This window comes from Citrobacter sp. Cm046 (assembly GCF_030333065.1).
Lineage (GTDB): Bacteria > Pseudomonadota > Gammaproteobacteria > Enterobacterales > Enterobacteriaceae > Citrobacter > Citrobacter murliniae.
In genome coordinates, this window is record NZ_JAOWGP010000028.1 from 1 (window position 1) to 13,399 (window position 13,399).

Consider the following 13,399-nt stretch of genomic DNA (forward strand, 5'->3'; position numbering starts at 1 on the left):
ACATTTAGTTATGAAAATGATGATTTCATCCTGGGTGTGTATACAAATAATAAATATTCTGGCTCAGAAGACACTCTGTTTAATCGTAGCGCGCAAATTAATGAGGCGCTTAAAACATCAAATCAGTACACCATAAAGAAAGTCGCTCTATCACCGAACGGCATTCCGGCAGAGTCATGGTTGTTTGGCGGTACCCAAAACATCAGGAATCCGACGACGGGGAAGGATGAAAAAAATACATTTTATGATTTTGATTTTAAAGCCAATGAGCGTGATGCTACAGCAGAGAAGCCTAGGTTTGGTATTGGACTCACCAGTGAGTATAAAAAAACGCGCTACAACGAAGCAGAGATGGTTGAAATCTGGGACCGGCTGGTGAATTCCCTGCGCTATAAGTAGCCGCTAGTGAAATTAGTAGTGCTTTCCTTGTACTTCCGCAATATTTGAAAATAGAGGATAGATAATGAGCGTCGGCTATTTTTTAAGAGTTGGTGATAGTACCACCTGCGGTGGGAAGATCCTTACCGGTGATCCAGCGTTTCAATGGTACGGCATTTCTGCTGCCAGAGAAGGAGATATGGTTAACTGCGGTAAGCACCCGGGAACTTTCAAAATCTTAGGTGGCGCCGCAGATACATTCGATGGAGGTCAGGTTCTGGCGGGGTCACTTGACAGCTTTAGTTCCTGCCCGTGTCACGCAAAATTTATACCCGGTATTCCGGATAGTTACTCTAAGGGAGATGCAGGAGGCCTTGAAAAAGTTATCTCCGCTGTAAAAGAGGCTAAATCTGTAATGGATAATTTATGGATTAGCTTTGCTTTGCCAAAAACAGAGAATTATTCAGGCCTTAATTATCGTTTAACAATGGATGATGGCAGCGTGCATAAAGGGATGTTCGATGATAATAATAAAGTATACATCCCTTCTGTTTCTGCCAGGTCCTGCATTTCCGTTGAAATTGAAAATCCTGATGATGATAAAAACGTTGGTGAAAGTATGACCAGTCAGCTATTAAAAAACATAATGGGGTGATTAATGGATTATATGATCATTAAAGGTCTGTATAAATCCGGGCAGGAGCATGAGTTAGAATCGCCTGTGTTGGATAATGCAATTGCGGGTCTTGAGGGAACAGCTATTAAGTTTTCTACTGATGCTATCAACGATGCCAATGTCAGAGCCAGTTACACATCAAATATCAAAAGAGTTACATCAGAAGTTAAGGAAATGGTTAAAGCCAGGAAAATAACGGTAAAAGAGGCTTCTGAATTTTGCTATGAGATGAGAAATAAAATTATGGAGGAACATCGAAAATACACCTCATCAACAGGCTTGTCGTTTGCAGAAAAACATAAGAAAACTCCTCCCAAATTAGATGAATTGTACGATAAGTATGCTTTTAAAAAATTCAATAGCTCTTTCAGGGAGTTAACAGCGCAACAGAAAAATTCTATTCACTACGAAATTATCGAATCATCCGCACGAGACAATCCAAAGTTCACAGCATCCAACAAAAGACTAAAAGTCATGGGAAAGGTTGGTGTTTTAATTACCGCGTCACTGGCAACCTATGAAATATTAAATGCGGAAAACAAACCGAAAGAATCGATAAAACAGGGGGTTCAAATTGGTGGTGGTGTCGCTGGTGGGTGGCTAGCAGGGCTCGCTGTAGCGCCACTTTGCGGCCCGGGTGCTCCGGTCTGTGCAATTGCATTAGTATTGTTAGGCAGTGCTGCAGGCGGTATAGTCGGTTCGGTAGTCGCTGATAGTCTGGATGAGGAAATTGAGGAGTTTACAACGTGGAAGATAAACTAGTTTACTTCGATTTGTGTGGAGCACTATCAGATATATTTGTAGATAACGAAGTTGATTTTAAATACATTTCCTCAATAGCAAAAAAATTTCCTGTTGCTATAGTTGAAGAAATCTTGTTTGAATGGGTTGCCCCTGTTTGTTACACCAATCTCCTGACCCCGGCACCTTCTGTATGGAGTGGGTTTGATAAAAAAGCTTTATGGATTGATATTTGCGACTATAGAAATAAAAAAGGCTTTGCCGCAAAATGCAAGCATAAGTTGCTCGTATCTATTCTCAAAATAACTTACAGGAAAGAATGGCTGACTCTGAAAAATGAGATGCTACAGCGTTAGCCCTGGAATAATGCATGCTTAATGTTTTATTTGGTTTTTTAATGAATAGAGTGGTATTAAGTTAATCTGGAGCGTTGCACATAATTTTTTTACTTCTCCCTTGAGTCTTAAATAAAACACACAAATATCGAGTTTTACTATGGCATGGCCTATACCGGATATTCCTGATAAAAAATCTCTTCCACCACCAAAATACTGGTTCTGGATAATGGTATTAGTACTGATGTTAATAGCAGGAACTATTTCCAGCTTGTGGTTCCAGAATAAGGCAACTTACGCTGAAGTTTTATTCTACGGAGCCATGCCCGCATTGCTGGTTTGGTTATGTTTATATGGGGTAATGCTTAATCGTTATGAACAGTCTATCGTAGCCAGCCAGGCCTGGGATTTCGAAACAGAGCGAACCAAAGCCGAATGGCGAAGCTGGAGTCGGCAACAGCTTGCCGTGGTTGGCAATGTGTTATTTTCTCCGGAAGAAAAAGGGATGGAGACTCTATTGGGTGAGTTGGACAAAGTCCCGGCGTTTCCTAAAAAAGCTCGTCCATTATTCAACTCCCCGCATAGTTTTCCAACTTTAATGAAAGAAACAGACCGAAAACTGGAACAGCAGTATCCGGGCTATCGTCATTTTCTCCACTCTATTTATGTTTTTCAGCCGTCAGACAGAGCTGATAAAGATCGCGATGAGTTGATTTTTCAACAATGGGATCTCATACCCAATTCAATCCATTCCATGAAAATCGTAGATTCTTTCTATGATGCAAAGATCTCTGATGGGCTGATATTAATGCTTTGTCTTCAGGATTGGCCTCCTCGAAGCACCGGGCCGTCCAGTGAGTTTATTTCTGCTCAGCTTATCACCTCGCCCACTTTTGCTCGTCAGTATTCATTACCTGTCATCGCTGGCATAACGCGTTTGATGCCAATGGAGGCCGGGAAACTTGTTAACGAGTTAGACATGTTATTTGAATATGTTCAGCCTGATAAGCAGCATCTGGAATACGTTTGGCTAATGGGTGCTGCTGAAAAAACTGCCCCAGAAATAATGCAATATGCAACTCTCCACCAGTGGCCGCTGCCGGAAAAAAGGCCTCTGCATTCTATCGATCTCTCCTTTGGACCTCCTGGAGAGATGGCCTTGCCACTTTCCTTAGCCATGATGGCGGAAGCCGCCAGCAAAACGGGTAAGGAACAGCTGTTGGTGAATCAGACATCGCAGCAAACAGGGACACTTTGCTTGATTACGAGGGAGCTTTACGCATGACCGAACAAAAAATGATTCCAAATGCACGCTATGGCTCATGGGGATACTTCCTTCTGATTGTCGGTCTGGCAGGGATAAGCGCTTTTCTGCTTTTTATCAATCAGGGGAGTTTGAACAACCTCGGGATTTCAACTCAAAAAATCTGGACGATCTGGGGAGCTGTGTTTGCCGTCTTGCTCTTTGGCCTGATTGGTTCACCTGTGTGGTGGCGATGGAAACAGAGAAGAAATCAGGTGGTCTATAAGCCGCAGGTGTCAGGGGAGAAGATCGGGCCGCGCCCAGTTGAGGGCAGCGATGCGAGTCAGTTTTTATCCAGTCTTAAAAATCATCTCCGAACCCGCTACAGCCTTTTCTGGCGCCGTAAAGTTCGCCTCCTCTTGATCACCGGCGACGAAACCGCTATCGAACAACTGCTCCCCGGCCTGCAAAGCCAGCAGTGGCTTGAAGGCAACCGCACTGTTCTGATTTACGGCGGCAGTCTGACTGCTGAGCCCGCTAAGGAAAAATACGCTGCGCTGCGCAAACTGCGTCGTGGTCGCCCGCTGGATGGGATTGTCCGGGTCATTGCTGAAGGGCAGACGCTTACGCCGCAAATCAGCGACAGCGACCTGCGGGGGCTGGAAAAAATCAGTGAACTGTTACGCTATTGCGCACCGGTCTGGCTGTGGAAACTGTGCGACAGCGACTGGTCGCAGACGAAGCGCCCTGAGCAGGCTGTCGGGGCAAGCTTCCCGCTGCGTGCCAAAGAAGAGGATATTACCCGCCAGCTTGAGGGGATGCTGCCGGAGTTGCGGGCGCAGGGTGTCAGTCAGGTCATTGAGAATAACCGTCACGACTTTCTGTTACGTCTGGGTCAGCACCTGAAAGAGGGCGGTATCAGCCGCTGGGCTCAGCAACTGGTGCCATGGTTGTCAGCCTCCCAGCAACGTATTCCGCTGCGTGGCCTGATGTTCAGCCTGACGGGAAGTCCATCGCCTGAAAACGTCGTTGCTTACGCTGATGTTGAGAATAATATCCCTGGATCGCGGCGTCATGCTCTGACCCTGCCGGTGACCTGGGATGGCGTCGTTGGCGACTGTACCCGCGTGCGCGGCCGCCGTGTCGGGCTGCCCTGGGAGCAGACGCTCGCCTGGACGCTGATGACCATCATCGGTGTCTGGATGGTGGGGCTGATACTCTCCTTTGCCATGAACTATGGACAGATTTCATCTGTTGCGGGAAAAGCCCGCAACCTGGTGGAACATCCTTCCGTTTCTGATTTTCAGCTGACGGCATTACATGAACTGCGAAACGACGCGGGTCGTCTGCAACACCATGTTCAGGAGGGGGCCCCCTGGTATCAGCGCTTTGGTCTTGACCATAATCAGCAGCTACTTAATGCGATGCTCCCGTGGTATGGCGTCGCGAACAATCACCTGATCCGTGATCCGGCGAATATCTCCCTGATGCAGACGCTCACCGTGCTGGCAAATTCCGTCCCCAACAGTGACAGGCGTGCGCAACTGGCGAAACCGGGCTATGACCAGCTTAAAGCCTGGCTGATGATGGCCCGTCCTGATAAAGCCGACGGCGAGTTTTACGCGCAGACCATGAAAACCGTACAGCCGACGCACAGGGGCATTTCAACGGGCCTGTGGCAGAGCCTTTCGCCAGACCTGTGGGCGTTCTACATTTCCGAACTGCCCAATCAGCCACAGTGGAAAATCACACCGGATGCTTCTCTGGTCAGTCAGAGCCGTCAGGTGCTGTTGCAGCAGATTGGCCGACGCAATGCAGAAGGGACGCTGTATGAAAATATGCTCAAATCGGTACGGCGCAACTTTGCGGATGTCTCACTGGAAGACATGACCAATGGTACCGATGCCCGACGTCTGTTTACCACCGATGAGGTGGTTCCAGGGATGTTCACCCGTCAGGCATGGGAAGGCGGTATTGAGCAGGCCATTGAGAATGCGGCCAATACTCGCCGGGATGAAATAGACTGGGTGCTGAGTGACAACCACAAGGCAGTGTCTGCGGAGCTATCCCCGGAAGCGCTGAAAGCGCGTCTGACCCAGCGCTATTTCATTGATTTTGCCGGAAGCTGGCTCAACTTCCTCAACAGCCTGCGACTTAACCCGGCGCACAACATCGCCGATGTGACCGACCAGCTGACGCTGATGAGCGATGTGCGTCAGTCGCCGCTGATTGCCCTGATGAACACCATCGCCTGGCAGGGACAGGCCGGGCAACAGACGGAGGGCCTTTCTGACTCCATTATTAAGTCGGCGAAAGACCTGGTCGCCGGGAAGGATAAACCGGTGATTGACCAGTCGGCCACAGGCCCGCAGGGACCGCTGGATGACACCTTCGGACCTTTACTGACACTGATGGGAAAAAACAAAGCCAGCAATGTGATGTCTGCTGACAACACGCTGAGCCTGCAAACTTATCTGACCCGTATTACACGTGTACGTTTGCGTCTACAGCAGGTGGCGAGTGCCTCCGATCCGCAGGAGATGATGCAGACGCTTGCGCAGACGGTTTTCCAGGGCAAGAGTGTGGACCTGACCGACACGCAACAGTACGGCAGCCTGGTGGCGGCAAGCCTCGGGGAGGAGTGGAGTGGTTTCGGCAACACGATGTTTGTTCAGCCGCTGACTCAGGCCTGGGAGACGGTGTTGCAACCGTCAGCCGCCAGTCTGAATGACCGCTGGAACCGCTCGGTGGTGGCGAACTGGCACACGGCCTTTGAGGGGCGTTTCCCGTTTGCGGCGAGCAAGAGTGACGCTTCTTTGCCGATGCTGGCCGAGTTTATCCGTAAAGACAGTGGTCGTATCGACCGGTTCCTGACCACCGAGCTCAATGGCGTACTGCACAAAGAGGGGAGTCAGTGGGTACCGGACAATGCACACAGCCAGGGGCTGATTTTTAATCCGGCTTTTCTGCGGGCGGTGAATCAACTGAGTCAACTGTCGGACATTCTGTTTACTGACGGCAGCCAGGGGATAAGTTTTGAGCTACAGGCCCGCCCGGCAGCGCAGGTGGTGGAAACCCAGTTAACGATTGACGGACAGAAGCTGCATTACTTTAACCAGATGGCCGACTGGCAGTCTTTCCGCTGGCCGGGCGAAACCTGGAAGCCGGGAACGATGCTGACCTGGACGTCGACCAGCGCCGGTGCGCGGCTGTTCGGGGATTACGGCGGCACCTGGGGCTTTATTCGCTGGCTGGAGCAGGGTAAACGCCAGCAGCTTGATCGCAGCCAGTGGATGCTGAGCTTTACCGCGCCAGACGGAAGAACGCTGCAGTGGGTGCTGCGCTCACAACTCGGAAACGGACCGCTGGCACTGCTGACGTTGCGTAACTTCAGTCTGCCGGAGCAGATATTCAGTGTGGATGCCTCTGCGACCTTGCAGACTCTGGACAGTGCCGGGAATTCAGCCATGGAGGGAATGGAATAATGGCGACATTACAAAGCGTACTTTATGCCTGCGGTGCTGATGAGCAGACTTTGCTGACAAGTGCGCGGTCACACAGCACTCAGTGGGCGCGCTGGCTGGAGCCGATTAGCGACAATGAGCCAACCGGCGAAGATCCGGGCTATGACGACGATTTTCAGCGCATTCGCGAAGAGGTCAACAAACTTTCCGGTATTGATACGGGACTGATTTGCGAGCTGACGGAAAAGTTGCTGACCGGTACCTGCAAAGATCTGCGCGTTATCACCTTCTATGTCTGGGCGCGCCTGCATCAGGACGGTGAATCCGGTTTTGCACAGGGGATTGAACTTCTGGCGGCAATGCTTGAGCGGTTCGGTTCCAGGCTGCATCCACGTCGTGAAAGGAGCCGTAAAACTGCCCTGGAGTGGCTTGGCAGCAGTCGCGTGACTGACAGCCTGTCTTTATACCCGGAAGTGGACATGTCTGTTATGCAGCGCATTACAGGCGGGCTGCTTCTGGCGGAACAGTCTTTTCAACTGTTTGATGAAGATGCCCGTCCGGAGCTTGGGGGGTTGTATCAGGCTCTGGACAATCGTCTGGTACAGAACGGCGGTGCCAACAGTCTGGTGCCACAGACCAGTCGGGAAGAGGGGGCAATAACGGTGTCAGACTCTTCTGCGCCAGTGATGAATGCTGTCACGTCGGGACGTGATTTACTCGATCAGGCTAAGGTGCTGGCGAAATACCTGCGCTCCCTGCCGGGAGGATGGCTGGCCGGACATCATCTGCTGAAAAGCGTTCGCTGGGATACGCTAACTGAACTTCCGCCGCTGGATGCCTCCGGGCGCACTCGTCTGGTCCCGCCTAAACCCGATAACAAGGCGCACCTCAAACGTCTGTATCTGCAGAAAAGCTGGTCTGAATTGCTGGAACATACGGACACGTTGCTGGCTCAGGGCGTCAATCACTTGTGGCTGGATGTGCAGTGGTATGCCTGGCAGGCGCTGGTGAAACTGGATAATGACAGCGTGCGTGCCGATATTCTCTGCCGTGATATTAAAGGTTTGCTGGCGCGTCTGCCGGGGCTGGAAGCACTCGCTTTCAGTGACGGCACACCTTTCGCTGATGAAGTCACCATGAACTGGATAAACGAAAGTGTGCTTGATGACATGTCAGGATGGAATGATAAGCCGGTATCAGCCGTATCCGCTGACAGTGATGATGTGCTGACGCTGGAGTCTGAAGTGCTGGCGAAAGCGGACAGCGAAGGCATAGAAGCTGCGCTTAACTGGCTTCTCGTCCAGCCGGGATACACCTCTTCCCGGGATCGGTGGCTGATGCGACTGCTGATGGCTCGGGTAAGCGAACAGTACGGTAAAAACGAAATGGCGCTGCATCTGCTGCGCGAACTTGATAGCGATGCAAAGCAACTGACCCTCGAACAGTGGACGCCGGAACTAATGTTTGAAGTCAAAGCCCGCAGACTCAAGCTGCTGCGCGCTAAAGCCGGTCGCAGTGACGTGGATAAAACGCGCCTGCAGGTCGAAATGGATTTGCTGCTTTCCGGATTGGTTGCTTTAGATCCAGCCCGTGCAGTCGTTCTCTGCGCCTGATGATTCAATGAAAGATTATAAAAACTATGGAAGATTTAACCCTGCGTTATTACGACGCTGAAATGCGCTACCTGCTGGAAGCCGGCGAAGAATTTGCCCGTGCTCATCCTGAGCAGGCGGCAATGCTCAATCTTGATAAAGCGGGTGCGCGTGACCCGTACGTGGAACGTCTGTTTGAAGGCTTTGCCTTCCTGATGGGGCGTTTACGTGAAAAGCTCGACGATGACCTGCCGGAACTGACCGAAGGGCTGGTCAGTCTGCTGTGGCCGCACTACCTGCGCACCATTCCGTCTATGTCCGTGGTGGAGTTCAGCCCCGACTGGCGTGAAATGAAAGAGCAGATGCGTATCGTCAAAGGATTCGAAGTCCTTTCCCGGCCAATTGGGGAAAAAGGCACACGTTGCCGGTATACCACCACCAAAGAGATCGGCCTTCAGCCGTTGTCGCTGGAACATGCCCGTCTGTCGACCGATCCTGATGGACGCTCTGTTGTCACTTTGCGCTTTAACTGCAGCGAACTCGCGGACTGGAGCCGTATCGATCTCAGTCATATTCCTTTCTATCTCAATGCTGATGCGCCACTGGCCTGCGCCATGCACGAAGCGTTCACCATGAATGTGGCCAGAATATGGCTGCGCATGCCTGGTGATGTGGACAGAAGACCGCTGGCCGGGCATTTCACTGCACTCGGGTTTGGTGATGACGATACCCTCTGGCCGAAGGGCAACAGCAGTTTCAGCGGTTACCAGTTGCTGCTGGAATATTTTACCTTCCGCGAGAAATTCATGTTCACGGGCCTGCGTGGGCTGGAGACCGTGGCCTTTCCGACGGAGCTTCCCTGGTTTGAAATCGACGTGGTACTGGCGGAACGCTGGGAGCATGACTTCAGCTTTAGCGAAAAGCATCTGCGTCTGAACTGCGTGCCGGTAATTAATCTGTTCCCGCTGGAATCTGACCCGCTGACGCTCAATTCACTGCAGACGGAGTACATGCTGCGCCCGATGCGCGTACAGGATGGCCATACCGAGATTTACGCCGTGGATTCGGTGATGTCATCGAGCCAGCATACTTACGTGCCGTTCTCAAGCTTTCGCCACAAAGGTGGAATGATGCGCCATGAAGCGCCGGAATATTACTACCACACCCGTGTGCGCCGCGGCCCGTCCGGACTGCATAACACCTGGCTCATCCTCGGCGGTGAAGCGTTTGATAACCACACGGTGCCGGAAGATGAAAGCCTGTCGCTGACGCTTACCGGAACCAATGGCCAGCTACCTCGCAGAGCATTGCAAAGTACCGTGCTCGACACCGTGATGAAAACCACATCGGCCAGTATTGCGGTACGCAACCTTTGTGCGCCAACGCTGCCCTGTTATCCACCTGCGCAGGACCGTTTTCACTGGCGCGTACTCAGCCATCTCGGCAGCGGATTTCTCTCGATGATGGATAACGCCGATGTACTGCGCGGCACGCTGGCGCTGTATGAGTGGACCGACAGCGAGATGAACCGCCGCCGTCTGGAAGCCATTATCGACGTGAAGCACAGCGAAACCGAGCGCTTTGAACAGGGCTACCTGGTACGCGGCGTGCAGATTGAAGTGACGCTGGACAGTCATGGTTTTGCCGGACGCGGCGATATCTGTCTGTTCGGCGAGATGCTGAGCCGCTTCTTTGCACTCTACACAGACATCTACCTGTTTAACCGCCTGATTATCATTCTGCAACCGACCGGAGAACGCCTGGAATGGGAAGAGAAACACAATCGCCGTATTCCCGGTTGACACCACGGCTGGAGGCAGACCTTCACCGCATTAACTTTTACCGCTTATGCCAGTTGCTGGAGAAACTCAATCCCGACAGGCCATTGATGGGTTCAACCAGCCATCCAACCGATGATCCGGTGCGCTTTGCGCCGCATCCGGGGATGGGTTTCCCGGCGAGTGAACTGAAGGCTGTCGAATATGACGAGGATGATGACAGCAGGCCACCGCTCATCCGCACGACCTTTATGGGGATGTACGGTGTTGATTCCCCGTTGCCGACGGCCTATCTCGATGACATTACCCAGCGCCGGGAAGGGCATGAGGCGCTGCAGGGGTTTCTGGATATCTTCAGCCACCGCATCCTGACCCAGTTTTACCGCATCTGGCGTAAATACTCCTACCCGGCAGCCTTCGAACCCGGAGGTACCGACAGTATCTCACAGTCACTGCTGGGTCTGGTGGGGCTGGGGATCCCCGGCACGGCAAACCAAATTGCCACTCCGGTGTCACGCTTTCTGGCATTACTGGGCGTGTTGCGTCAGCCGGGTAAAACCCAGGAGGGGATGCAGTCGCTGATTAGCCTGCTTGCACCGGATACCACCGTGCAGGTCAGCCCCTACTGTCTTCGGCCGGTGGAAGTGAATCAGCCTCTGGGCTTTTACGGTAATGAGGATTTTCTACTGGACGGTAATACGCCCCTGGGTGACGAAGCGATGGATGCCAACAGCCAGTTGCTGATTGCCCTGTCCACGGATAATGAGCAGGAAGCGCAGGGCTGGAAGCCGGATGGTCTGCTGTATCAGGATTTTCTGGTGATGCTGCGGGTTTATCTGGGCTGGCGATTCAAGGCAAAAATTACCCTGACTACCCGTACCCGCCTGCTGGCTGTACCGCCGTTAGGTGAAGGGCCATTCTGGCTTGGGATGAATGGTGTGCTGGGTGTGGAAGACGATGAATGTCTGGACGATATCCCGCAAACCTTTACGACGGAACTGGGTTATTACACCGGGCTGGAGCCTGCGAAACCACAACAAGGAAACCGACGTGTTACGTATAAATTTAACTAAGACCACGTGCTGTCTACTGCCGCTGCTGGCATTCAGTCTGGCAGGCTGTGGGGTGACGCAGGGCGTCACCGATGGCACTAAATCGGCCTTCAATGCCATTTTTTACAAGAAGATTAAGGTACTACACCTGGATTTTACCGCTCGCGAAGCCCTGAACACCGATGCACGTGAGAACAACACGCTCTCCGAGTCGGTCGTGGTGCGAATTTATCAGCTCAAAGATAATAAAACCTTCGACAAGAGCGTGTACCAGCAACTGCTGAAAGACAGTGAAACGGCTCTCGGGGCTGATCTTTTGGCCACCCGCGATGTGGTGGTTAAACCTGGTGGAGATGTACTGCTCGATATGCCGATGGAAGAGGGGGCGAAATACGTCGCCGTGGTGGGATTGTTCCGCCATCCCGATATGGTTAAAAACACATGGAAGCTGATGATAGACCGTGAAGAACTCGATCCGGACAAGGCGCGGGTGATTGAGGCCGGGAATAACCATCTGACGTTGTTACCGATAAAGGATAAATAATGCCTCAGACTCACAAATCCCCCTCGCTGTACGAGATGCTCGCGGGTAATTTCTCCGGTGGTCTCGACCTTCACCAGGTCAGTGAAGAAAATCAGGTCATCCTGTCCGTACTGGACAACATGCAGCGCGTGCTTAACTGCCGCGCAGGGACGCTGGCGCATCTGCCAGACTACGGCCTTCCGGACATGACCAAAATCCTGCAAGGGATGCCCGGTACGGCGCATGAGCTGATGGGGACTCTATCGGCCGTATTACTCAAATATGAACCACGCCTGAAAACAATAGCGGTTGTGCTGCTGGAACAGGAAATCCCTGGCGAACTACGTTATGCCATTGACGCTGAACTCAAAGGTATTGGCCTGGTACGCTATGGCACGGAGTTTAAACCCGAAGGGCGGGTACTATTGAGACACCTCAAACAACAGCAGTACCTCGGCACGACTACCCGCGCGTAAGGCCGGGTATGGAGTTTGTCTGATGGGATGGACACTACCGAATATCGTTGCTAAAGAACAAGCTCGTTACTGGTCTCCCTGTGAATTAACTGAGTCAACTGTCGGACATTCTGTTTACTGCCGGCAGACAGGGGATAGTTTTTGAGCTACGGGCCCGCCCGACACCGCAGATGGTGGAACCCAGTTACCACCACCTACGGTGATGCGTATCACTCACGGCAACCCCGGCTACCCGATAAAAGAGTCTGTGCATATGGCGGCTCCTAAAGTATGTCCGAAGTAAGCAGTAATCATTTTCAGCAATATTTAAAAGTGGCATGAACCTTGTGATAAGAACATGCCTGTGTGCCCCAGTGACAAATTTATTTACTCAGGGGAAAACTGGTTTTATTACTGACTCTGATTACATACTGGGTGATTGCAAAGAGATTTGCAATTGCGTGTCAGGGGTTGTGTACAACAGAAAACTTAGTGATGTCGAAGATTAATTCCAGTTCTGGTGTGAAAAATATGTATTTGGAATTTCACCATTAACCTGTTTCTTGGCTGTTCAGAATAAATAACTGGAAGCGGCAATAGGCAATAAAGGATATTTCATGAATCCAGTTGAACAGAAGCAGATATGTTCTCGGTTTATCAAGCCTGAAAAATTAGCTGATTTACGGACTAAGCAAGAAATCGAACTGATGAACGGCAGACCGTGGACAAGGGAGCTACCGCCACCGCCGGTATTACCGCCATATGGTCCCCTGGAAAAAATTAGTGGCCGCCTGGAGTCCTTCAGTAGCGAATGTTTTCGGGAATATTTTGACGTCAAGGCGTACCGGACCAGCAGTCTGCCGGATACATCCGGTGGCCAGCGTGGTGCAGCCGCAGCAATTGCTATTGCAGCAGGGAGTCCTGGCGTTGGGGCGGTAATTATGGCCGAGAGTGAATCATCAAATGACACGGCTGAATATGTTCAAGGCACAATTAACGGCAAACCCTTTCGGGGCTGGGTGGGAACAACCCGTCTTAAGGCTGGAGACAATGTGGACATGATTGCAGAGTGGCAGCATGACCATTATGAAGTATATGCCATTGCCCTTCCTGAAGAGCGAATAGTTTCAATTTGTCCGAAATGCGATATGGGGCATATTGC

Annotated in this window: 11 protein-coding genes and 1 pseudogene; all 12 read left to right on the top strand. The window is 51.5% G+C overall.

Annotated features, from left to right (window positions below):
- A partial coding sequence (locus OGX98_RS01470) for a T6SS immunity protein Tli4 family protein (protein WP_286594724.1) occupies positions 1–399 on the top strand: 399 nt, incomplete at its 5' end.
- Between the two features lie 64 nt (positions 400–463).
- Positions 464–1,033 carry a PAAR domain-containing protein gene (locus OGX98_RS01475; RefSeq protein WP_286594725.1) on the top strand — a complete coding sequence of 190 codons (570 nt, stop codon included), beginning with the start codon at positions 464–466 and terminating at the stop codon, positions 1,031–1,033.
- A gap of 3 nt (positions 1,034–1,036) precedes the next feature.
- A complete protein-coding gene (locus tag OGX98_RS01480; RefSeq protein WP_225760737.1) occupies positions 1,037–1,816 on the top strand; it encodes a hypothetical protein in 780 nt (259 codons plus the stop codon).
- Complete coding sequence (locus tag OGX98_RS01485) at positions 1,801–2,151, top strand: DUF7079 family protein (RefSeq protein WP_225760738.1); 351 nt, start codon at positions 1,801–1,803, stop codon at positions 2,149–2,151. Before OGX98_RS01480 ends, OGX98_RS01485 begins: the two co-directional genes overlap by 16 nt.
- A gap of 139 nt (positions 2,152–2,290) precedes the next feature.
- A complete protein-coding gene (locus tag OGX98_RS01490; protein WP_225760739.1) occupies positions 2,291–3,415 on the top strand; it encodes a KPHS_23130 family T6SS system protein in 1,125 nt (374 codons plus the stop codon).
- Positions 3,412–6,858, top strand: a complete 3,447-nt coding sequence (locus OGX98_RS01495; RefSeq protein WP_286594726.1) for an ImcF-related family protein — start codon at positions 3,412–3,414, stop codon at positions 6,856–6,858. Before OGX98_RS01490 ends, OGX98_RS01495 begins: the two co-directional genes overlap by 4 nt.
- Positions 6,858–8,450 (top strand): type VI secretion system protein TssA, encoded by a 1,593-nt coding sequence (tssA, locus tag OGX98_RS01500; protein ID WP_048221697.1) that lies wholly within the window; start codon positions 6,858–6,860, stop codon positions 8,448–8,450. The genes OGX98_RS01495 and tssA overlap by 1 nt, the downstream gene beginning before the upstream one ends.
- Before the next feature lie 26 nt (positions 8,451–8,476).
- Complete coding sequence (tssF, locus tag OGX98_RS01505) at positions 8,477–10,231, top strand: type VI secretion system baseplate subunit TssF (protein ID WP_045441467.1); 1,755 nt, start codon at positions 8,477–8,479, stop codon at positions 10,229–10,231.
- Positions 10,195–11,280 carry a type VI secretion system baseplate subunit TssG gene (tssG, locus tag OGX98_RS01510; RefSeq protein ID WP_286594727.1) on the top strand — a complete coding sequence of 362 codons (1,086 nt, stop codon included), beginning with the start codon at positions 10,195–10,197 and terminating at the stop codon, positions 11,278–11,280. Before tssF ends, tssG begins: the two co-directional genes overlap by 37 nt.
- Positions 11,258–11,803 carry a type VI secretion system lipoprotein TssJ gene (gene tssJ, locus OGX98_RS01515; RefSeq protein WP_045449551.1) on the top strand — a complete coding sequence of 182 codons (546 nt, stop codon included), beginning with the start codon at positions 11,258–11,260 and terminating at the stop codon, positions 11,801–11,803. Before tssG ends, tssJ begins: the two co-directional genes overlap by 23 nt.
- Positions 11,803–12,258, top strand: coding sequence for a type VI secretion system baseplate subunit TssE (gene tssE, locus OGX98_RS01520; protein WP_045441470.1), 456 nt, complete (start codon positions 11,803–11,805; stop codon positions 12,256–12,258). The genes tssJ and tssE overlap by 1 nt, the downstream gene beginning before the upstream one ends.
- A 596-nt stretch (positions 12,259–12,854) precedes the next feature.
- A pseudogene (locus OGX98_RS01525) lies at positions 12,855–13,399 on the top strand (hypothetical protein); the annotation flags it as partial.

Excerpts from the sequence above, each read along its gene's own strand:
- OGX98_RS01480 (WP_225760737.1), top strand. The coding sequence starts at position 1,037 with ATGGATTATATGATCATTAAAGGTCTGTATAAATCCGGGCAGGAGCAT.
- OGX98_RS01475 (WP_286594725.1), top strand. The coding sequence starts at position 464 with ATGAGCGTCGGCTATTTTTTAAGAGTTGGTGATAGTACCACCTGCGGT.
- OGX98_RS01495 (WP_286594726.1), top strand. The coding sequence starts at position 3,412 with ATGACCGAACAAAAAATGATTCCAAATGCACGCTATGGCTCATGGGGA.
- tssG (WP_286594727.1), top strand. The coding sequence starts at position 10,195 with ATGGGAAGAGAAACACAATCGCCGTATTCCCGGTTGACACCACGGCTG.
- tssA (WP_048221697.1), top strand. The coding sequence starts at position 6,858 with ATGGCGACATTACAAAGCGTACTTTATGCCTGCGGTGCTGATGAGCAG.
- tssF (WP_045441467.1), top strand. The coding sequence starts at position 8,477 with ATGGAAGATTTAACCCTGCGTTATTACGACGCTGAAATGCGCTACCTG.
- OGX98_RS01490 (WP_225760739.1), top strand. The coding sequence starts at position 2,291 with ATGGCATGGCCTATACCGGATATTCCTGATAAAAAATCTCTTCCACCA.
- tssE (WP_045441470.1), top strand. The coding sequence starts at position 11,803 with ATGCCTCAGACTCACAAATCCCCCTCGCTGTACGAGATGCTCGCGGGT.